The organism is Arthrobacter globiformis, assembly GCF_030818015.1.
GTDB classification, from domain to species: Bacteria; Actinomycetota; Actinomycetes; order Actinomycetales; family Micrococcaceae; genus Arthrobacter; species Arthrobacter globiformis_C.
The window spans coordinates 2,407,831-2,427,475 of sequence record NZ_JAUSZX010000001.1; the positions used below are offsets into that span (position 1 = coordinate 2,407,831).

Consider the following 19,645-nt stretch of genomic DNA (forward strand, 5'->3'; position numbering starts at 1 on the left):
CTCTCTACACAGAAGCTTGATTAAAGCCGGGAAGGAGCAACATGAACGCGGACACTCAGATGCCGAACGTCCTGACGCTTGAGACCAAAGCCCGCCCGCTCAGCTACCACAGCTGGGTCCACCTAAACCCGGGGGACCGAGTCACCGTCAAACGGAGCGGGTTCGCGCAAGAGCACGGCACCGTGGACGACGTTGGCGAGGACGCCACATACTTTTGGGTCTGGATCGACGGGCAAAGCCGAAGCCTAATCTTTCACGGTGACGGCTCAGTCATCCACAAAATCCTCCCCTAGCGATCACAGCAAGAAGAGACCAAGGCGGCCAGTAGAAGAACAACCTGCTGGACCAGGCCGCTTGGACCAAGATGGCGGCTACGGTAGTAGCAGCTTTTTCGCCATCAGGGCGCAGCTCTCCAGTCGGCGACTGGGCCGGATTGGGGGACTGTAAGAATAACGGTGTGTGGGGTCCGGCCGGATCCGAAAGGAGACGGCCGTGTCAGAGTCCACGACCGAGATGGCAGGGGTGATGATCGATCCTGTGACGGGAGAGATCATCGATCAGAAGGAGCTTGCGGAGCGGCTGCTCACGCAGGCCAAGGAGCAGGGCGTGAGCCTCGTAGGCCCGGGCGGGCTGCTGAACCAGCTCACGAGGAATGTGCTCGAGACCGCGCTGGAAGCGGAACTGACCGAGCACCTGGGCCACGAGCATGGCCAGACGCCGATCGCAGCCAACATGCGCAACGGCACCAGGCCGAAGACCCTGCTGACCGAGATCGGCCCGGTCGAGATTGAGGTGCCCCGGGATCGGGACGGCTCTTTCGAGCCGGTGATCGTACCCAATCGGAAACGGCGTCTGGACGGGATCGACCATATCGTGCTCTCACTCTCTGCCCGTGGGCTGACCACTGGGGAAATCGCCGCGCACTTCGAGGAGATCTACGGGGCCAAGGTCTCCAAAGACACCATCAGCCGCATCACGGAGAAGGTTGTTGGCGAACTCGCGGAGTGGTCTGCCCGTCCACTGGATCCGATCTATCCGGTGCTCTTCGTTGACGCGATCGTAGTCAAGGTCCGTGACGGGCAGGTGCGCAACACCCCGTTCTACGTCGTCATGGGCGTCACCGTGAACGGGGAGCGGGAGAACCTGGGCATCTGGGCCGGCAACGGCGGCGAGGGCGCCCGGTTCTGGCTGCAGGTATTCTCCGAGCTAAAGAACCGCGGCGTGGAAGACGTATTCATCGCTGTCTGCGATGGGCTCAAGGGCCTGCCGGAGGCGATCACCGCGACGGCATCGTCAAGGCGCTCAAGCCCGTCTACACGGCCCCGTCCGAGCAGGCCGCGAAGGACCGGTTCGCCGAGTTCACGACCGAATGGGGCCAGCGATATCCGGCCATCATGCGGCTCTGGGAGTCCTCCTGGGCGGAATTCGTGCCGTTCATGGAGTACGACGTGGAAATCCGACGAGTGATCTGCACGACGAACGCAATCGAGTCGATCAACGCACGCTACCGAAGAGCAGTAAGGGCCCGCGGGCACTTTCCGAACGAAACCGCTGCGCTGAAATGCCTGTACCTGGTCACCAGATCTCTTGATCCCACCGGCGGCGGTCGGGCACGCTGGGTGACGAGGTGGAAGCCCTCACTAAACGCGTTCGCGATTACCTTCGCCGGCCGGTTCGAAAGAAGCATTCACTAATGAAAACCGGCCGGACCCACAAACCGTTTATCGGACAGTCCCTCGAACTAGGCCGGTGAATGGTCGGGGGAGTGGCCTACTCTTCTTCCAAGCCAGGCCGAGCCTTGCGAAGGCGTGCTTGGAAGTGTGGCTGTCGCTCCCGGGCAGAAGGTGTTCTCGCCTATGAACACCCGTGGGGCCGCTGCATGGCGTGCTCACCGAGCGTTTCGAAGTGCAGGGTGAGCTCAGCGCGCGGTCGGGAGGGTGAACTGTTTGCGGATGCGGTCCCTGATGTGCTCCGGACTGTCGGCCAGAACCGCTCAGCCTTCACATTCGATGCAGTAGCCATGGCCGTCCTTCTCCCGCACCTTCTGGGAGCGGTGGCGGACCAGGAAGCAGGAATAGCAGGTGAACTCGTCATCGGCTTGGGGGATGACCTGAACGACGAGCTCTTCGGCGATGAACTCGCCGCCGGGGGTCAGGCCGTCCAGGACGTCGGCTTCATCGAGTTCCAGAACCACAGATTTCGCGTCCGGAGCCTTAGCGGTTTTGAGGGCCTCCAGGGAGTCGTTCTGGGATTCCTTGACATCGGTCCGAAGTTCGTCGTAATCGGTTGCCACTGTGGCGCTTCTCATTTCTCTTGTTCTGGGTTTGTCGCGATAGCAACATACAGCATCCACCCCTTATTCCCCTGGGCGGGCAGAAAGGTGCACGACCGGTCTCCGGTGATCATTCCGCGGGACCGCTTCGCCGAGTGACTGGATTCTGACCTGACCCACAAGGGTGACATCCAGCACTTGTTGGACTCCCTCCCGGAGCCAGGCCTGATCCGGCGGTCTGCCCGCGTGTGAACAGCGTCAGGAAACCCGGGCCTGAATTTGATCGAGCCGGGCAAGGGCGGTTAACGAGTAGGTATTATCGGTCAGCGCGCCCGGATCCAGCTTCTCCCGGCATTCACCCCCATCTGGACAATTGGGGCTGGGTGGGCACCGAACACATCCAGGCTAATTGGACAACGGCGTCCTCCGGTTTCAAGAGGGTTCAGGTGTAGAGGTGGCTATCGAAGACCGATCGGGGCTTTTCTGAGGGATCGGGGTGGGCGACCATGACGGGAATTCCATCAGGGTCGCGGCCTTCCACCACAGTGATTCCTCCGGCTGTGCGGGTCTCCGTGTATCGCCCCATCTCTTTCAGAGTCTGCTCGAAATATTTCAAGCCTTCGGCGGTGTCTGTCGCCCACATCAGCAGGTGATGTCCGAGGCCACCGGAGTGGCGCTCCTCCCGCTTGCCACGCTCGATGAGGTAGAGCTGGAAGCCTCCGGGTGCGAGGAGGAGGGCCGCCTCGCCCGAGCGGATGGTCTCCTCACACCTGAACAGGTCCCGGTAGAAGTTCACGGACCTGTCCAGTTCTGCCACGAACTGGACAGATGACGCGACCCTTGCTGAATACCCCATCCAGTCATTGTTGACCTGCCCGCGGGATATGGCCAGTGTTCCGGACGGCACTTCAGCTTCCGCTGCCCCGCCCCTGCTGACGGCCGTGACGGGTGAACGCGCCCGCGGTATGCCAAGAACACCACCGACGTCATCGTTGGGTACTCCGTAGCGGAACGCCCCATGCAAGGGGAGCGCCCGTTCTGGTTCGGCGGCGGCATGCTCGCCTCCGATTTGAAGCTCGGTGCCCTGCGTGAAGAATGGACGGACTCACCGCACCTGGCCACCGAGGCCGCAGCGGAAATGGAACGCCTCCGCGCGCAACAAACGCAAGGTCTCCAGAACCGGGCCCGCGAACGCAACACCTTCAGCAAATGTGTGGGTGGAGTACACCCGCAACGCAACAGCGCTGGTTGAAAAGCTGCGCGTACTACCGCCGGAATAAGAACCGCCGCCACAATGTTCGTTTCCGGTGTGAAGAACATCGGGTTCCTGTCCTTCGGCCATTGGACCGACCACCCGGAGTCGGGCACGCGCACCGCGTCGGACGCGCTGTTGCAGGCGATCGACCTCGCGGTCGCGGCCGAGGAGCTGGGGGCGGACGGCGCTTACTTCCGCGTCCACCACTTCGCCCAGCAGTATGCCTCCCCGTTCCCGCTGCTTGCTGCGATTGGGGCACGGACAAGTCGCATTGAGATTGGTACCGCTGTGATCGACATGCGCTACGAGAACCCGCTTTACATGGCGGAGGATGCCGGCGCGGCCGACCTGATCTCGGGTGGCCGGCTGCAGCTGGGTATTAGCAGGGGTTCACCCGAGCAGGTCATCGAGGGGTGGCGTCACTTCGGCTTCGTCCCCGGCGAGGGCGAGTCGGACGCGGACATGGGCCGCAGGCACACCGAGCGTCTGCTCGAGGTGCTCACCGGTGAGGGCTTCGCGGCGCCTAATCCCCGCCCGATGTTCCCGAACCCGCCGGGGCTGTTGCGCGTGGAGCCGCACTCTGAGGGCCTGCGTGATCGTATCTGGTGGGGTTCGGGCTCGAACGCCACGGCCATCTGGGCCGCGAAGCTCGGGATGAACCTGCAGAGCTCCACGCTCAAGGATGACGAGAGCGGTAAGCCGTTCCACGTCCAGCAGGCTGAGCAGATCGAGCTCTACCGGCTGGCCAGGAAGGAGGCCGGGCACGAGCGGGAGCCGCGCGTCTCGGTCAGCCGCAGCATCTTCGCGCTGACGGACGAGCGCGACTGGCAGTACTTCGGCCGCGACCGCAACAGCTCTGACCAAGTGGGCAACATCGACGAGAAAACGCGCGCGGTTTTTGGCCGGTCCTATGCGGGTGCCCCGGACGAGCTGGCCGCGAAGCTGGCCGAGGATGAGGCGATCGCCACGGCAGACACACTGCTGCTCACGGTCCCGAACCAGCTCGGCGTTGACTACAACGCTCACGTCATCGAGTCGATCCTGAAGTATGTGGCGCCACAGCTGGGCTGGCGCTGACCCCTCGCGGCAGATTCCCCCAGTACGGAAGTTGCGGTTAATTTGGCTGTGTTGACGCTCCACAAACATCGCGACCCGGCCGGCATCCCCTACGTCCCGCGCCAGCAGTACTTCGGCAAGGCCAACGCTGCCGAACGCATCCCCGGCCAAGTACAACAGGGGAATTAGTTAGGCCGATGAGTAGGCAAGCTGCCGCGCAGGCCCGCCCCGGAGAGTTCGTGGGGGCGGCCCTGCAATCTGGCGCGGGTCTCGGAAAGCTGGTGGCTTACTTGCGCGAGTCGGGGTGCTCATCGCCGATGTGCCCGGCTGACGTCGCGTCAAGGACCGGGGCGATGAAGGCGGCGTATTCGTCCATGTAGTGGCGCAGGAACTCCCTCGTCCCCTCGTTTTTGACCTCGCCGTCCTCTCCGCAGGCTGCCGGGTCAACTGATGTAGGCCTCCGGGGAGTTTAGTTGTGCGGCGTTCAGGAAGCTCAGCGCACTGCGCCTGGAGGACTGCTGTCGGCCCGCTGCACCAGCTCGGCCTCCCGTTCCGGTGTGAGGGTCTTTTTCCGCCCGCGGTAGGCACCGCGTTGCTGGGCCAGAGCGATGCCTTCCCTCTGCCGCTCCCTGATCAGGGAGCGTTCGAATTCGGCGAAGGCACCCATTACCGAGAGCATGAGGTTGGCCATGAGGGAGTCCTCCCCGGTGAAGACCAGACTCTCTTTTTGACGAACTCCACCTGCACGCCCTTACGGGTCAGAGTCTGGCCCAAGGAACGCAGGTCATCCATATTGCGTGCAAGCCGGTCCATGCTGTGCACGGTGACGGTGTCCCCGTCACGGGCGAATCGCAGCAACTCAGCCAGCTCCGGTCTGGCCGTGTCCCCGCCGAGGCTTTGTCCGTGAAGACCCGGTCCAGAACCTGGCCGTCGAGCTGGGGTTTCTCGTTCTGGTCCAGCGTGCTGACGCGCACGTACCCGGTCCGCTGACCAGCCACCTGAGCCTCCAAACCCTCAACCTGTCAGATTGAGTTCTACGGCCTTTTTTGGAGCAGGTCAGGATACCTGGATCGTTTGATGTCAGTGTGGGGTGTGCCCCAAATTTAGCGAACTCCGCGACGGCGTTCTTCAAAAGCACGAATAATCCGAAATCTAATATGCACCGGATACCAGTAGGCCGAGCTGACGGGCCAAGAGGGGAGTGGCGGCAGCAACTGGCCGGCTTTGGGCTTCGGAGGGCGTACCAGACCAGACCCGGGCGCAGGCCGCGGACGTCGCGGCGCGCAGTGTCCGCGGTCGCAACAGGTCCTCAGAAGGCAGGGTTGACGCCGGACTGGTTCGGGTCGGCTAGGTGAGCCTGTAGCAGCGCTCCGGGCCATGAGGCCGGCGGTGCTTTGGCGGGGTTTCGTGCTGCCTGTTTGACCACGGCATTCCCAAGTTCCTGCTCGATCATGAGTCGGGGGTGCAGTGCTTCGGCCGTGGAGCGGTAACGGGCTGTGTGCGGCAGCAGCGTTTCATCACCGAAATCAACGCGGACGCCGAGCCGGAGGTAACGAGTTAAGGGGCCCCGGCGTTCGGCGATCTGTGGCGAGGTGTGCAGGGCGATTGCTTCCCACACTGCATCGACGCGGGACGCGTCCCACCCACGTTCACCGAGAAAACCTGCGGCCGCATCGGCGCCTTCGATCTCGAACCGGTGGGGCCCGTCGTATTCCTTGGCAGTCCCTGCGTCATGGAAAAGCGCAGCTACCTGCAGTGCCTGCAAGTCCACGGCACACCCTTCATGCTCAGCGATGGCCTGCGCGAACCCGAAGACCCTGATGCTGTGGTTGATGATGGCTGGGTGGAGGCGGCTGGAAATCAGGTCCTTCCCTGCTTGGATCAATGGATCATCGGCGCTCATGGAGGGAGCCTAGCAAGGACAGGGGCACCATGAAACCACGGTGCTCGCAGCGCTTCTGCAGGGGGTGCTCAAGCCCGTGTGCACTCTGGAACGGCGCAGCTGTGTCAGTCCGTGTTTGAGAGGAAGGCCGGGCTTGGCCAAGCGGCTGCCTGACCGGTGCTGCTTCAGTGACGAGTTCCTCGGTAGATCCCACACTGTCGGCCGATGGCTTCGCGTCCTCGAGTGCGTTAGGACGGCTGATGTCACCTGCCCGGCGTTCATGCGGACACCATGGGCGGGGAGGTGCCGTTGATGGCGCCAGCCCTCGGGGAGCCGGCCTCAGCTTTCTTGGTGGGAATGACGAGCGGCGTCGTTTGGTGACGGTACTGAACCTTGGGCCGGCGCGATGCGCTCGAAGGCTTCCCGTAGCTGAAATCGACTGGTGATACCGAGTTTGGGGAAAACACGGTACAGATGTGTGCTTACCGTCCGATGTGACAGGTAGATCTGATCTGCGATCTCCTTATTGGACAGGCCGCGGCTGGCGAGTGTGGCGATCTGCAGTTCCTGAGGTGTGAGCATATCCAGTTCTGAGGGTGCGGCCGCGGTTAATGTCCGCGGCACTTCTCCGGCCGCCCGCAGTTCCTTGGCAGCACGATCGGCAAACTGGGCGGCGCCTGCGGCGTTGAAGGCCTGCAGCGCTGCCGACAGATGAATTCGCGCCTCCGCCGGTTGCCGGTCCCGGCGCAACCATTCACCGTAAAGGAGCTGGGTGCGTGCAAGCTCGAGCGCTGACTCACTGAGCTCACCGTGCTGTATGGCCCGTTCGAAGTGCCCGACCGCGGTGGAGGGGGCGGCGAGGAGAGCTTTGCTTCGTTCCACGAGTGAGGCTAGAAGTGGGGAGCGATACGCCCTGGCGATGGTGTCAGCCTGCGCTACGTTCTCGAGTATGCTCTCGGGCCGGCCCGCCCGCACTGCCGCCTCGGCACGATCCGCGATCGCCCACAGGGCACGTGTTGGATGGACACTCATGTGGGTGAATTCGATGAGGGCGTCACGAAAACGCTGCTGCCCAAGTGCGATGAGACCAGCTGCCCACCGCGTGTCTGCACTGGTCACCGCAAGCGGTGAAGTCTTCATCAGTTCGCGACTATGGGCGAGGGCGGCTTGTGCCTTGGAGAAGTCTCCGAGGAGGGCGTTGGCGCGTGCGACCGTGGCTGCGGCGGTGCTTTCCAGCATTGGCTGGGAGGTATCCCGGGCCATCCGCATGGCGTACTCTGCATCGGCCAAGCCTTCCCGGACCTGGCCCCAGAGGAGTCGGACGCCGGCTCGCCCTCGCAGCGCCTGCACCTCGTCAGCGGCGGCCCCTCGGGCCGCGAAGCGCTCGTATGCGAGACTCCATGCGGTGAGGGCGGTTTCGGTGTCCTGAAGGGATTCTGCCGCTATCGCAAGAGATACTAGTCCGAGGGGCTGGTCAACGAGCTGGGACACAAGTTGTGGCAGTTCTGTTCGGAGCTCGGGGATGCCGCCGAGCGGTTCCAGGACTGCCAGGGCCACTGTCTTTAGCGGATTGGGTGTTTTGGTGGAGCAGAGTTGGTCCTGCAGCCAGTGCCGGTCTTCTTTTGGAGAATTCCGGCCTCGAGCGGACAGAGCAGCACACCACAAGACAGTGGTTCGGTGTTCGACGTTTTCAGGGCCGGTAAGTTTCCCCAGGATGAGGTCCAGGTCACTTCGTGTGAGTCCGCGAACTCCCGCGGTGAGGCTCAGGATGCTCCGAATCATTGCCAGGCGTGAGACGGTGTCGGCATCCTCAGCGATCAGTTCAGCGTGTTCCAGGCTTTCGAGTGCTTCGCTCGTTTTTCCCGCTGAACGTGCTATCGAGGCTGCTGAAGCCAAGCGTGAGGCTTTCTTGGCTGGTTTGGGGGAGAGCATTGCGGATTTGCGGAAGGTCACTGCGGCTTCAATGAGGGCTCCACGGCCTTCGGCCCGTCTGGCCACGTTGTCCAACTCGGCAGCTATGGTTTCGTCCTGTCCCAGTGTTGCCGCCGCCCGATGCCACGTGGCGCGGTCAGGGTCGGAATTTGATAGTGCCAGAGCCTCGTGGGCTCGGCGGATCTCATCGCTTGTCGCTGCACCCTGGATAGCTGACCGGAGGACGGGATGGCGAAATGTCAGGATGCCGTCTGCTATCCGGATCAGACCGGCACGTTCAAGCGGTGCAAAGTCTGCAAAGGTGAGATCGAACGTACGTGCCGCGTCGAGTAGATCCGAAAGGTTCGCATCATCCGCGACCGCTGCCAGCAGCAACATTTTTTGGCTTCGTTCCGGCAGGGTGCGGTTATGGCTGAGGAAGGTATGCTCCAGCCGTTTTGTTGTAGGAAGTGTCGCGTGAAGTGCCGTGTCCGCTACTCCGTCACGACGGAGCGCTACCGATAGTTCGCAAAGCGCCAACGGGTTGCCTTCGGCTTCCCGCAGCACCCGTGCCCGTTCGCTGGGTGAGAATGCGGCACCAAGAACGGTAATGAGTTCCTCGGATGATTGGGAATTGAGGGGCCCAAGCAGGAGCCGTTCCAAACGCATGTCAGTGATTGCTGTCCGGTCCCATCGTGGTCGGGTCGAGGCCAGCAAGGCGATTGGGGAGTTTTCCAAGCGGAGGCTGACGAATGTGATGACGTCAGTGCTGGAGTGGTCTACCCAGTGCAAATCATCCACGCCGATGAAGATCGGTTTATCAGCAGCAGCCTCTTCGAGCAGGCTCAACGCCGCTACGCATACCTGCAGTTTGCCGGGGGGAGGGCCTTCCAGCATCGCCAGCGCTGTCATCAGTGCTTCGCGTTGACGGGGAGGGATGGCGTCGATGTAGTGCAGTATCGGATACAGCATCTCGTGCAGACCGTTGAATCCGATCGCAGCAGCGCCTTGCATGCCGGTGCAGCGGAGGGTCCGGAAACCTGCCTTTCTTGCCTGCCGCTCAGCATGGTTTAAGAGGATGGATTTCCCGGTGCCTGGGTCACCTTCGATGATCAGAGCCCGGGCGGCCTTGCCTGCTCCAGCGATCAGAGCGGTCAACCGGCTAAGCTCCTCATCGCGACCAACGACTCGGTCGTGTGCAGCCTCCTCAACGGCTTTGTTACTGTTAGCCTCCCACAGAGGTCTGGACATGGCCTTCTTCCGGATTTGCGTGAAATATCACACAAATCTATACGCGGGGTGTGATTCGTAGTCAAGGAGCAGGGCCCTAACCAAGGGCCGATCCTCTGGGTTGGTGCGGTGTCTGTTGGTCGCCGTTTCGTGGGGACCAGGGTTAGGAGAGGACGATGACGGTGCCTGGCGAGTATGAAATTGCGGAGGAGTCTCCCTATGCCCTTCTGTCCACTAAGGAAACCAGGGCGTGGTACGCCTACATGAAGGTTCAGCTTCGGCTTCGTTATGAGATGAACCGCCAACTTCGGGAAGACCACGGCCTCTCGCTGGCTGACTACGACATACTTGTTGCTCTCATCAGCGACGATGACGCCACACTCTCCGTATCAAGCCTTGCAACCAGGATTGGGTGGGAGCGTAGCCGGGTCAGTCACCATGCACGGCGTATGTCTGGGCGTGGGCTTGTCCATCTGCAGCCCAGTGCGACAGATAAGCGGTCGACCGCAGTCTCGCTGACCAAACTGGGTAGAACATCCTTGGCTGCGGCCTCTCCCGGTCACATCGCGTTGGTCAAAGGGATGTTTCTCAGCGTTCTTGATGATCAGCGTATGGACTTGCTCGCGGAGACTTTCGAGATGGTTTATGAGGAATTGATACGCTCCGGGACACTCCCGCGTCCTGTCGATCATCCCTAGGGTCGAAGCGTGATCGACGGTGGTTTCAGCACGGATACGTCAGTTGACGGATGCACGGCCACAAGTGTTCGGCAAAGGTGGAAGGGAGATAAGGATCCCTCACCCCCCCTTTCCTAGCAAGGAGCCGTCATGCCCGGAAACCCGAAAGCTTATGCGCTGGAACCTGCGGCGCAGGACTTTGTGGAAGCGACGTCCAACCCTCCCTTCCTGTACGAGCTGCCGGCGGCCGAGGGGCGGAAGGCTGTCGATGGAGTCCAGGATTCGCCCATCGCGAAGCCGGATGTCGATGAGGAGTGGATAGAGGTCCAGGGCGGGCCGACAGGATTAGTGAAGGCCCGTATCGTCAAGCCTCTGAACAGCACCGGGAATTTGCCGGTGATCCTGTATATCCATGGCGCAGGGTGGGTATTTGGCAATGCCCATACCCACGACCGGCTCGTCCGTGACCTCGCTATCGGGACGCATGCGGCCGTGGTGTTCCCCGAGTACGACCGCTCACCGGAAGTTAGATACCCGGTTGCGATCGAACAGAGCTACGCAGTGGCGCAGTGGGTTGCGGCGAACGGCAGCGAAAAAGGTCTGGATGCCAGCAGGCTGGCAATCGCCGGCGACTCCGTCGGCGGCAACATGACCATCGCGGTATCGCTCCTGGCCAAGGAACGCGGCGACCTGAAGTTCGCGAAGCAAATCCTGTTCTACCCCGTAACAGATGCTTCCTTCGATACCGGCTCGTACATCGAGTTTGCCGAGGGCTACTTCCTGACCCGCGATGGCATGAAGTGGTACTGGGACCAATACACCCAGGACGGAGAGCGCACCAAGTCAACGGCCTCGCCATTGCGGGCCTCCCTCCAGGAGCTGGCGGGCCTGCCCGAGACCCTGATCATCACCGCTGAGGCCGACGTTCTGCGTGACGAGGGCGAGGTTTTCGCAGCCCGGCTGCGTCAGGCTGGAGTCAAGGCAACCAACGCCCGGTTTGGCGGCATCGTCCATGACTTCGTCATGCTCAACTCGCTTCACGACACCGAGGCCGCGAAACACGCCATCCTGCTCGCTGTTGCGTCACTGAAAGCAGCACTGGCCTGATCACGGAGCGGGACAGGAATGCAAAGGTGCGTGCAGTCCCATCACTTTTTCACCCTGTCCATCCCGCCACTGCGTACCTTACCGACGTCAAAAGGAGAAAGACATGGCCGAATCCATCGCTGCCATCGCCGCTGAACACCTGAGAATATGGAACTCCCAACCGGGCCCGGAACGCACATCGGCGGTGGCTGGAACTTATGCATCGGACGCTGTCGTAGCCGAGTCAGAGGCCACCTACCGTGGACGATCGGGAGTGGAGCAAGCCATCGACGGTCTGCACGCTGCCCTTCCCGGCATGCAGCTGAAGCTCACCGGTCCAATCCAGACCGCACAGGAACTCACCACATACACGTGGACCCTCGGTCCTAAGGGCCAACCTGCAGTCGTGACAGGCCGGGACGCCCTGACGATTAAAGACGGCGCTATCACCGCTGTGTATGTGTTCATCGATGCTCCGAGTGAACCAGCGGTGAACTGATTCCTGAGACGGTAACGCAATCGGTGCTGTGGGTGGCCGCGGTACCGATTGCTGTCCGCACCGTCTACACATACGGCGGATTATTGAGTTAGGGGCGGCAGTCGTTGCTGGCAACAGCCTTCATGAGGCCTTTTGAAGTGCCGGGAGTCGATCAGGCAGCGCATCTCCTCCCGGTCAGCAGCGCACAGTGCACGGAGGCGAAAAGGAGCCAACATGGGAATTGACAGCGGGATCAACGAATCGGTCCCTCCGAGCGGGGAAGGATGTGTCGAATGCGATGCCATTGGTAGTTGGTGGGTGCATTTACGCCGTTGCGCGGCGTGCGGGCACGTTGGATGTTGTGATGATTCCCTGAACAAGCACGCCACTGCTCACTACAGGCAAACGGGCCATCCCTACGTCCAAAGTTTCGAACCCGGAGAAACCTGGTTTTGGAGCTACCCGGAGCAACAGGTGGTTGCAGGAGCCCAGCTGGCGCCACCTACCAGCCACCCTGAATCCCAGGGTGTACCAGGACCTCGGGGCAGGGTGCCGGGGGAGTGGAGGAGCATCTTGTTGGGACCTCGCGCATGAACGATGCACACAAACCAGGGCTTGTGCGGGTGCTGGGGCTCGGGGGAAGCCCGGAAGCTTTCGCCATCCGCGACTTTCTCACCCGAAGCGGAGTCAGCTACGCCTGGGAAGACGTTACTTCCACTGACCTTTCCCGCTCACCACTGCTGCCCATTGTGGAGTTCCCCGAGGGCAGGCGTGTCACCAATGCCATCGTATCGACCGTGGCTGGCGCGCTTGGCTGGTTATCGCAACCCAAGCTTCATGAATACGACCTGTCGATCTATGGTGCTGGTCCTGCAGGTCTATCTGCCGCTGTCTACGCAGCTTCCGAAGGACTACGGGTTGTCGTTCTCGAACGTGACGCCGTGGGAGGCCAGGCCGGGTCCAGCAGTTTGATTGAAAACTACCTGGGATTCCCCCAGGGAATCGCAGGCGCCCAGCTCGCCGAGCGTGCCCGCCAGCAAGCCCTCGACTTCGGAGCAGAAATCCTCATTATGAGAGAGGGAATTAAGGGGAACTTCCGCGACGGCCTGATGTACGCGACCCTCGCCGACGGTTCGACGATGGTGTCCCGATCGAATGTCTGTGCAACAGGGGTCCGATGGCGCCGCCTTGGCCTGCCACACGAGGAGGAGCTCATCGGGCGAGGCGTCTACTACGGTGCCGGAACGAGCGAGGCAGGAAACTGCGTCGACACAGAGGTCGTGGTGGTGGGCGGAGGCAATTCAGCCGGCCAAGCCGTCATGAATCTCGCGGCCTATGCAACGCGCGTAATTATGGTTGTGCGGGGTGATTCCCTTGCAGCCACACTCTCAAGCTACTTGTCAGAGCGCATCGCGACCCAGCCGAACGTCGAAGTCAGGCTCAACACCCGGGTCTCGCACCTGCAGGCCCACGATGGAATCCTTGCTGGCGTCACTCTCGTGGACGCAACCGACGTGCACGAGACCCATAACGCGAGCAGCCTCTTCATCTGCATTGGAGGGGAACCGGAAACCGAATGGGCGGCCGGAACCCCAATTATCCGGGACCAGCTGGGCTACCTGGTGACAGGCCCGGACCTGCAGAACAAGGACCTCGACGGCGTTTGGCCTTTGGAGCGACCCCCGTTTTACTTGGAGACGAGCGTGCCTGGATCATTCGCGGCCGGAGACGTGCGGCACAACTCCATCAAAAGAGTGGCCTCAGCGGTAGGAGAGGGAGCGATGGCCGTGACTTTCGCCCACCGCTTCCTTGCCGAGTCCTTCTGAATCTAAAACAAATACCCTGCGGTCAAGGACACCGCCGCGAACGTAGGAGTGGGCATCTGGTTGCGCTGTGAGCTGGGCAATTCGAACATTGCAACGCCGGAGGATCAATCAAGTGCTCCGCCAAGTCCGGCGCACTTCCGTGGTTTTGCCCCTGGTTGGTGTAAGTGGGGGCGGCAAGGAATAGCGACACGCTACGCCCAGTTGAACAAACGGAACGAATGTCCAACGCAGATCCATAGAGGGGATACCGGTGAAGGTCCGTAATTCGCTCCGCGCTTTCAAGACCAATCCAGGCAGCCAAGTGGTCCGCCGTAAAGGTCGGACGCTCGTGCTCAACAAGAAAAACCCAAGGAGCAAGGCACGTCAAGGGTGAAGTTTTTCGATACCCGGATTACCCCTTCGGCGTGTCGGGGGCGCCGGGAGCCAAGACGGCGCCCCAAAAGCGCTTCATAATGCCCACATATGGTTGCGGTCCGCCTAGGCAGGCGCGGAATGGTGGCGACCAACGCTAAGAAGGCGTTATTTGACGTACCGCTAAGAAAACTGAGCGGCACTGTCTTACCTCCAGGTGCGCCGGCGGGTGTGCAGGAATACTCACCAGTGGTTGTGTGTCGCGAGCCTTCGAGTTCTTCTTCCAGCGACTCGGCGTCCAGATGCTCACCGGCCTTCGGGGTACGGAACAGGGTTTCAGTTAGGCGATCTCGCTGACTATGAGCGGCGAGTTCGGCATCAGGATGGTCGCCGCTTGTTTCCAGGAAAACATCGACATCGATATCGCGATCAGCGGGATTTGTTGATGCGCGCCGGGCCAGGGGAGAAGTGGGCTCGAAAGCTGACATGCGGCTATTATGGCAGCCCGGATCCGGTTCCACTCGCCCGTCGGTAGAGACCCGGAATTTCCAGCAAGGTGATCTCTGGCCTTTATCCTTTGTGTCATGCGAAGCCAGCGCCGAACACTTCCCACAGTACGCGTATCCGACGAGTCACATCGCGTCACCACGTTTGAGCTCTTCTTCGACCTGGTCTTCGTCTTTGCGTTTACCCAGGTAACGGGGTTCATGACGCACGAGCACTCATTCTTCGGTGTCTTTCAAGGCCTGATCATCCTCTCGATGCTGTGGTGGTCCTGGGTTTGCTACTCCTGGCTGGCTAACCAGACCCACGCGGACGAAGGCCTGATGCGACTCGGACTGGCGCCGCCATGATCTCAATGTTTATCGCCGCACTTGCCATCCCCGAATCATTCACTGATCTCGAGGGAGGGCTCAACGGACCGCTCGTTCTGGCGTTGGCCTACGTTGTCGTCCGCGTCCTGCACCTCAGTCTTTACGCCTATGCAGCAGGTGATGCATTGATTGTCACAGGGGCACTGGTTGAAGGGTTGGCACAAACGTGGTTCTGGGCGGCAGGGGTCGCCACCGATGCCGGCATCACCTACGTCACCTCCGCACGCGGCAACTGGCGTGTCCACTCAGCAGCACACTGGACTGAGCGCTACGGCCTCGTTGTGATCCTGGCACTTGGCGAATCCATCGTCGCTATCGGCGTGGGTGCCTCGGCTGAACCCGTCAGCGTACCCATCCTCCTGGGAGCCTTCGCGGGCGTCGCTCTGTCCATCTGCCTATGGTGGCTCCACTTCGACGTCACAGCCATAGCCGCCGAACACCGATTTGCCGCACTGCGCGGAAGCGCACGAACAGCAATGGCTGTCGATGCTTACACCTACCTGCACCTGCCCCTCGTTGCCGGTATCGTGCTCTCAGCGTTCGGCGTGGAAGACGTCCTCGCCCACGCCGCCGAGACCGAGGGCTTCGGCACACTCGGGGCGTCCGTACTGTTCGGCGGTACGGCCCTCTACCTGCTCGGCAGCGCGGCATTCTGGCGGCGCGTAGGAGGTGGTTGGAAGAAGTGGCGGCTCGGTGGCAGCGCCGTGTTGCTCCTGCTCATTCCGGTAGCGGCTCCGCTGGCACCGCTGGCGGCACTCGTCCTCGTGGCCGTCGTCACCGGCCTGCTCGTGGCCGCTGAAAGCACCCTGTACGCCGAAACAAGGGCCGCGGTCCGCGCTCACCTATAACATCATGGAACAAGACCACCGCGCTACTACTTCCTGGCAGAAGCCAGCAGCCCGGTAGTGCCCGGCCTTGACGTTTTCGGCAATGCCGAAGGCTCGACGCCTACCCGACTGTCGCAGCAGAAAGACCACACCCCGCCGCAGGACAATCGGCTGGCCAATCTGCTCCCGGGAGTCTTGACTAGGTGCTTATCAACCAAGGTCTCCTCAAGCCAAAGGCACATGCGGGCGTCGCCACCTTGAGGTTCCTAGCCGCGGATTAGGGCGCCTGCCCGGAAAATCGCGGCCGATTCCGCAGCGAAGTGTGCAAAGTCGAGCGGATCCCGGTGCAGCAATTTCTGCACATCGCTGGAAACAGCACCCGCGTAGCCCGCGCGAATGACTTGGTCGTACAGGATCGTCATATCCCGTGCGTACTGCTCGTCATTGCCTGCAGCGAGCATTTGAGCAAAATACGCATCCGGGTCACCGTCTATGTAACGGATTTGCCTCCCACTGGCCAGACTGATGGCTGTCGCGGCCTGAGCCATGGTTAGAGGGGCGCCACCTGTAACGCTCACTTCGTAAGCAGGCGGTTCAGAGTGCACAACTGAGGCGATTACCTGTGCCACGTCATTGGCGTGAACCATCGCAATCGGGGATTCTCCCATCGGGAGGCGCCATGCGCCGTCCGCTTCAATCCACGAAGCGTACTGCAGCAAGTTCTGCATGAAGAATCCCGGACGGACGATTGTGAAAGGCACCGCGCTCTCTTGTAGTTGCATCTCAGCGGCCCAGTGTGCGCGCGCCAGAGCCAACCCCGCATCAGGGCTGGCCCCACCTACCGATAGCTTAACCAGATGCTCTACGCCTACTCGACGAGCAGCCTCAATCACATTGCCTTCCTGCTCAGCCTGTCTAGGTGAGTTGGCGGCGATAAGAACCACACGATCAATGCCCTCCATTGCCTTGTTGACCGCGCTGGCATCATCTAGGTCAGCAATCGCTGGTTTTACTCCCACCGGAAGGGCTGTCACCCGTGAGGCGTCCCGAACGGTCCCGCGAACACCGTCCCCCTGTTCGAGCAGCTCTTGAGCTACACGGCTTGCAATAGTGCCGGTGGCACCGATAACTAAGACTGCCATTTGTTTTCTCCTCGTCTTGAGCATCACTCTTCCAGTGACCGGCTATCCGAGCCGTGACTTCTGAAGCTCCGCTTGGAGCACTATGTTGAGCAATACCAACTCACTCTAAGTGCGTGATACGTCACGTTATTCCCCTGAGTTGAACTTGCCTGCTGGCGCGTATCTTTCGTGCTGATCGTCTGGCCAGCCCCACGCCTAGCCACAGCCACTAGGCGTACTCTCTTCTGTGGACCGCTTGACGCTTTCAGGGTCGTTGAGGCTGCCGAGCATCACGAATACTTGGCCCGGGAATCCTGAGAGCTTGTCGGTATAGACCCGGGCACCGCAATCAGGACAGAAGCTGCGCTCCAGCGTGTTTCCGCTGTCGACCACATAGGGATAGGAACGCGGGCTGCCACGAGGAGCTTGAAGTCGTCCTGGGCCACACTGAAATAGGTAGCCATTACGCCCCCGGACGATCGCTGACAATCCTTGCAATAACAGTTCGCAATGACGTCGGGTGTGTTGCTGAACTCGTACGTGAGGGCGCCGCACTCACAACGACCCGTGAACTTCTCCGACATGTCTTACTCCTATTCGTATATGCCGATGCCACCCATGGGCCACCCGGGCCGGCCTCCGCCCGCTGCGAGCAGGGCTCAGGCCCCCGGATTGGACTTGTCCATCATGACCGTGCAGCAAGGCCCGGACATCCGTCATCTGACTGAGCTCTTCCTTGTACGCCACCAACTATGCGGCCGCGCTCAAGGTACCCGACGACCAGGACGCGGCTGTGATCGCACCTCATCCTCCCGCGTTTCACCAAGGCCGTCCCGTCACCGCTGGTGGCGATAGTCGTCGTCACGGCGATCATCATCATCGCCCACCTCGTTGTTCCGAACGTCGCCGACGAGGGTCCCCTGACCGGGAAGATGCCCGGGATCACCCCGTTCCTCGTTCCGTTGGACCTGGCAACCTTCCAACTGATTTTGCCAACTGCGCTGAGCGTGGCGTTCGTCGGTCTCATGGAAACCCTCCTTACCGCGAAACTCGTCGACGACATCACCGAAACCCCCTCACACAAGGGCCGCGAGTCCTGGGCGCTGGGCGTCTCGAACATCCTCGCCGGCTTCTACGGCGGCATTGCCGGCTGCGCAATGATCGGCGAGACCGTCCTTAACGTGAAGACCGGCCAGGCCCGCACCCGCATTTCGACGATCGTGGCCGGGCTGCGATGGTGCTTTTCGCACGGCGAGTGGCCCACGTCATCAGCGTCGACCGGACCCTCGCCGGCGACGGCGAGAGTGTCCGCTACGAGGTAGCGGACCGCTGTTCTTCGGGAGCAGCAATGACCTCGTCGAGCATTTCGCTTACACCGACGACCCGACCTCCGTGACCATTGATCTCAGCCGCGCCCAGATCTGGGACGCCTCAACCGTTGCCGCCCTCGACTCCATCGAAACGAAATACGGCGACCACGGCGCCACCGTGACGATTCAAGGTCTCGACGAGCGCAGCACCGGCTTCCCCGTGCCAGTCCCCCACCTGCTCCGTCGTCGAGCCTTACAACCCGCTGTTGACCCTCGTGTCTGGTATGCGGCGGCTACGCTGCGGAATACACGCTCGCGTCTCGTAACCAAAGTGTGTCTCAAAAGTCTAGGGTTATGAGACGGCCGCTGTGCTCCAGTCGGGCATCATCAGATGAGAGATCGGGCCGAGCATGCGGGCATCCCAACACCGGCCCTTTGAGCTTTGGACGGGCGTATAGGTTGTTAGACGTCTGACTGTTTACAGTAGGCGTGTAGCCTGGAACGGCCCCCAATGTCCCGGGCTACATCCTTTTAACCCGGAAGGGCGCCGGGATGAGCGTGCGCATGGCGCAACCGCCAGGTTTGCGTTACATCAAGCGGCAGCGGTGAAGCCCAGGTGAGACGCTGAGCGCCACCCATCTGGGCGGTGCCGGGCACGAAGGCCTGTTGCCGTTCAGAATTTTTCCATGCTTCCCGCTTACGCTTACGTCGGAGCTGTTCCACCGGTCTGATGAGCAGCGGGCAAGGATTCAGGCTGCGGTGACGGTGACGGTCTTAGTGGCGAGGACCTCCGAGGTGATCCAGTGCAGGAATTGGATGCTGATGGTGTACTTTCCGGGTGTCAGCGGCCGCAGCAAGAAGTCGAACTTCTCGGCGGCCTTAGCCCTGCACAGCGGGCTTCGTGACCAACGTGGCCCTGCTCCTGGATTACGCAGATAGGATGCTTAAATCCCAACTTGCTGAGTTTGGAGCCGACTGCCTGCCCGGCTAGCTGTTCATTGGACCCGAAGTGGGTAAAGGCGCCAAGCTGTGCGGAGACTGATTCACCGGCGTTGATGCTGACTACCGGTATGCCCGCGTCCACTGCTTTTTTCAAAGCGCCCTTGACGGCGTCCGGCTTAGCAAGCGTGACGGCAATCCCATCAACCTTCTGGTCCACCGCTTGCTGGATGAGCTGTGCCTGCCGGCCTCCCTGCGGGTCTGAAGTGCAGAGAACCTCGACGTTATCCTTTGCTGCGGCTTCGTCAGATGTCCCGTCGCCGGGTGCCGCATGGGTGATTAGGGCGACCTTCATACGCGGCGTGGCGGCAACCTGCCCACCCCCTCCGCCATTTACGACGCTGTCCGGCCTGCCATGCTGCTGTGGCGGCGATCCGCCGCAGAGACGCTTTCTTCAAAATGAAATCTCCTTCGGTTCCAGTGGGGTCGGGAACCTGATGCTTCCGACTTGATTGAGGATGGCTGGCCGTTCATGGCCGGATGAGCGGT

The 19,645-nt window shown here is 61.4% G+C and carries 16 protein-coding genes and 6 pseudogenes; 13 read left to right on the forward strand and 9 right to left on the reverse strand.

Going from position 1 to position 19,645, the window contains the following annotated elements:
- Nucleotides 1-41: 41 nt before the first annotated feature.
- Both QFZ23_RS11155 and QFZ23_RS11160 read left to right on the forward strand, forming a co-directional pair.
- Nucleotides 42-293, forward strand: coding sequence for a hypothetical protein (locus QFZ23_RS11155; protein WP_306922942.1), 252 nt, complete (start codon nt 42-44; stop codon nt 291-293).
- 232 nt (nt 294-525) lie between these two features.
- Nucleotides 526-1,694 (forward strand): annotated as a pseudogene (locus tag QFZ23_RS11160) (IS256 family transposase).
- A gap of 299 nt (nt 1,695-1,993) precedes the next feature.
- Here the strand turns inward: QFZ23_RS11160 and QFZ23_RS11165 are convergent.
- Together QFZ23_RS11165 and QFZ23_RS11170 are read right to left on the reverse strand one after the other, a co-directional pair.
- Entirely contained in the window at nt 1,994-2,293 is a 300-nt protein-coding gene (locus tag QFZ23_RS11165) for a DUF4193 domain-containing protein (RefSeq protein WP_306926805.1), read from the reverse strand.
- Nucleotides 2,294-2,714: 421 nt separating this feature from the next.
- Nucleotides 2,715-3,128, reverse strand: a complete 414-nt coding sequence (locus QFZ23_RS11170; protein ID WP_306922944.1) for a VOC family protein — start codon at nt 3,126-3,128, stop codon at nt 2,715-2,717.
- A 99-nt stretch (nt 3,129-3,227) separates the two neighbouring features.
- Here QFZ23_RS11170 and QFZ23_RS11175 point away from each other — a divergent pair.
- Nucleotides 3,228-3,543, forward strand: a pseudogene (locus QFZ23_RS11175) (relaxase/mobilization nuclease domain-containing protein); the annotation flags it as partial.
- A gap of 23 nt (nt 3,544-3,566) precedes the next feature.
- On the forward strand, nt 3,567-4,604 hold the full coding sequence (locus QFZ23_RS11180) for an LLM class flavin-dependent oxidoreductase (RefSeq protein ID WP_444861246.1): 1,038 nt from the start codon (nt 3,567-3,569) through the stop codon (nt 4,602-4,604).
- A 478-nt stretch (nt 4,605-5,082) separates the two neighbouring features.
- Here QFZ23_RS11180 and QFZ23_RS11190 read toward each other — a convergent pair.
- The 3 genes and pseudogenes from QFZ23_RS11190 to QFZ23_RS11200 all read right to left on the reverse strand — a co-directional run.
- Nucleotides 5,083-5,581, reverse strand: a pseudogene (locus QFZ23_RS11190) (recombinase family protein); the annotation flags it as partial.
- 311 nt (nt 5,582-5,892) lie between these two features.
- Nucleotides 5,893-6,486 (reverse strand): HD domain-containing protein, encoded by a 594-nt coding sequence (locus tag QFZ23_RS11195; protein ID WP_306922945.1) that lies wholly within the window; start codon nt 6,484-6,486, stop codon nt 5,893-5,895.
- Between the two features lie 318 nt (nt 6,487-6,804).
- The gene (locus QFZ23_RS11200; RefSeq protein ID WP_306922947.1) at nt 6,805-9,627 is read right to left on the reverse strand and encodes an AAA family ATPase; all 2,823 of its coding nucleotides are present in this window, start codon (nt 9,625-9,627) and stop codon (nt 6,805-6,807) included.
- A gap of 155 nt (nt 9,628-9,782) precedes the next feature.
- Between QFZ23_RS11200 and QFZ23_RS11205 the strand changes: the two genes are divergently transcribed.
- The 6 genes from QFZ23_RS11205 to QFZ23_RS11230 all read left to right on the forward strand — a co-directional run bounded on the left by QFZ23_RS11205 (nt 9,783) and on the right by QFZ23_RS11230 (nt 14,046).
- Nucleotides 9,783-10,304 carry a MarR family winged helix-turn-helix transcriptional regulator gene (locus QFZ23_RS11205; RefSeq protein ID WP_306922948.1) on the forward strand — a complete coding sequence of 174 codons (522 nt, stop codon included), beginning with the start codon at nt 9,783-9,785 and terminating at the stop codon, nt 10,302-10,304.
- Between the two features lie 129 nt (nt 10,305-10,433).
- A complete protein-coding gene (locus QFZ23_RS11210) occupies nt 10,434-11,390 on the forward strand; it encodes an alpha/beta hydrolase (protein WP_306922950.1) in 957 nt (318 codons plus the stop codon).
- Between the two features lie 103 nt (nt 11,391-11,493).
- The gene (locus QFZ23_RS11215; protein ID WP_306922951.1) at nt 11,494-11,868 is read left to right on the forward strand and encodes a nuclear transport factor 2 family protein; all 375 of its coding nucleotides are present in this window, start codon (nt 11,494-11,496) and stop codon (nt 11,866-11,868) included.
- A gap of 213 nt (nt 11,869-12,081) precedes the next feature.
- The gene (locus tag QFZ23_RS11220; protein WP_306922952.1) at nt 12,082-12,441 is read left to right on the forward strand and encodes a UBP-type zinc finger domain-containing protein; all 360 of its coding nucleotides are present in this window, start codon (nt 12,082-12,084) and stop codon (nt 12,439-12,441) included.
- The gene (locus tag QFZ23_RS11225; protein WP_306922954.1) at nt 12,438-13,673 is read left to right on the forward strand and encodes an NAD(P)/FAD-dependent oxidoreductase; all 1,236 of its coding nucleotides are present in this window, start codon (nt 12,438-12,440) and stop codon (nt 13,671-13,673) included. The genes QFZ23_RS11220 and QFZ23_RS11225 overlap by 4 nt, the downstream gene beginning before the upstream one ends.
- A gap of 250 nt (nt 13,674-13,923) precedes the next feature.
- Nucleotides 13,924-14,046, forward strand: a complete 123-nt coding sequence (locus QFZ23_RS11230) for a ribosomal protein bL36 (RefSeq protein ID WP_306922955.1) — start codon at nt 13,924-13,926, stop codon at nt 14,044-14,046.
- Here the strand turns inward: QFZ23_RS11230 and QFZ23_RS11235 are convergent.
- A complete protein-coding gene (locus QFZ23_RS11235; protein ID WP_306926983.1) occupies nt 14,006-14,512 on the reverse strand; it encodes a hypothetical protein in 507 nt (168 codons plus the stop codon). The two genes, QFZ23_RS11230 and QFZ23_RS11235, sit on opposite strands and share 41 nt — an antisense overlap.
- A 96-nt stretch (nt 14,513-14,608) precedes the next feature.
- On the opposite strand from QFZ23_RS11235, the pseudogene QFZ23_RS11240 reads away from it, so the two are divergent.
- Nucleotides 14,609-15,747 (forward strand): annotated as a pseudogene (locus QFZ23_RS11240) (low temperature requirement protein A).
- Nucleotides 15,748-15,992: 245 nt separating this feature from the next.
- Here QFZ23_RS11240 and QFZ23_RS11245 read toward each other — a convergent pair.
- Both QFZ23_RS11245 and QFZ23_RS23730 read right to left on the reverse strand, forming a co-directional pair.
- Complete coding sequence (locus QFZ23_RS11245; RefSeq protein WP_306926810.1) at nt 15,993-16,892, reverse strand: NmrA family NAD(P)-binding protein; 900 nt, start codon at nt 16,890-16,892, stop codon at nt 15,993-15,995.
- A gap of 171 nt (nt 16,893-17,063) precedes the next feature.
- Nucleotides 17,064-17,431, reverse strand: a pseudogene (locus QFZ23_RS23730) (GFA family protein).
- A 261-nt stretch (nt 17,432-17,692) separates the two neighbouring features.
- Between QFZ23_RS23730 and QFZ23_RS11250 the strand changes: the two are divergent.
- Nucleotides 17,693-18,169 carry a SulP family inorganic anion transporter gene (locus QFZ23_RS11250; RefSeq protein ID WP_306922958.1) on the forward strand — a complete coding sequence of 159 codons (477 nt, stop codon included), beginning with the start codon at nt 17,693-17,695 and terminating at the stop codon, nt 18,167-18,169.
- Between the two features lie 7 nt (nt 18,170-18,176).
- Nucleotides 18,177-18,515 carry a hypothetical protein gene (locus QFZ23_RS11255; protein ID WP_306926812.1) on the forward strand — a complete coding sequence of 113 codons (339 nt, stop codon included), beginning with the start codon at nt 18,177-18,179 and terminating at the stop codon, nt 18,513-18,515.
- A 519-nt stretch (nt 18,516-19,034) separates the two neighbouring features.
- Here the strand turns inward: QFZ23_RS11255 and QFZ23_RS11260 are convergent.
- Nucleotides 19,035-19,490: pseudogene (locus tag QFZ23_RS11260) on the reverse strand (substrate-binding domain-containing protein); the annotation flags it as partial.
- Nucleotides 19,491-19,645: the final 155 nt, after the last annotated feature.

What these genes read in the sequence shown, in the direction of transcription:
- QFZ23_RS11180 (WP_444861246.1), top strand. Translation starts at nt 3,567, where the DNA reads ATGTTCGTTTCCGGTGTGAAGAACATCGGGTTCCTGTCCTTCGGCCAT.
- QFZ23_RS11170 (WP_306922944.1), bottom strand. Translation starts at nt 3,128, where the DNA reads ATGGGGTATTCAGCAAGGGTCGCGTCATCTGTCCAGTTCGTGGCAGAA.
- QFZ23_RS11155 (WP_306922942.1), top strand. Translation starts at nt 42, where the DNA reads ATGAACGCGGACACTCAGATGCCGAACGTCCTGACGCTTGAGACCAAA.
- QFZ23_RS11200 (WP_306922947.1), bottom strand. Translation starts at nt 9,627, where the DNA reads ATGTCCAGACCTCTGTGGGAGGCTAACAGTAACAAAGCCGTTGAGGAG.
- QFZ23_RS11210 (WP_306922950.1), top strand. Translation starts at nt 10,434, where the DNA reads ATGCCCGGAAACCCGAAAGCTTATGCGCTGGAACCTGCGGCGCAGGAC.
- QFZ23_RS11205 (WP_306922948.1), top strand. Translation starts at nt 9,783, where the DNA reads ATGACGGTGCCTGGCGAGTATGAAATTGCGGAGGAGTCTCCCTATGCC.
- QFZ23_RS11245 (WP_306926810.1), bottom strand. Translation starts at nt 16,892, where the DNA reads ATGCTCAAGACGAGGAGAAAACAAATGGCAGTCTTAGTTATCGGTGCC.
- QFZ23_RS11215 (WP_306922951.1), top strand. Translation starts at nt 11,494, where the DNA reads ATGGCCGAATCCATCGCTGCCATCGCCGCTGAACACCTGAGAATATGG.
- QFZ23_RS11195 (WP_306922945.1), bottom strand. Translation starts at nt 6,486, where the DNA reads ATGAGCGCCGATGATCCATTGATCCAAGCAGGGAAGGACCTGATTTCC.
- QFZ23_RS11220 (WP_306922952.1), top strand. Translation starts at nt 12,082, where the DNA reads ATGGGAATTGACAGCGGGATCAACGAATCGGTCCCTCCGAGCGGGGAA.
- QFZ23_RS11235 (WP_306926983.1), bottom strand. Translation starts at nt 14,512, where the DNA reads ATGTCAGCTTTCGAGCCCACTTCTCCCCTGGCCCGGCGCGCATCAACA.
- QFZ23_RS11225 (WP_306922954.1), top strand. Translation starts at nt 12,438, where the DNA reads ATGAACGATGCACACAAACCAGGGCTTGTGCGGGTGCTGGGGCTCGGG.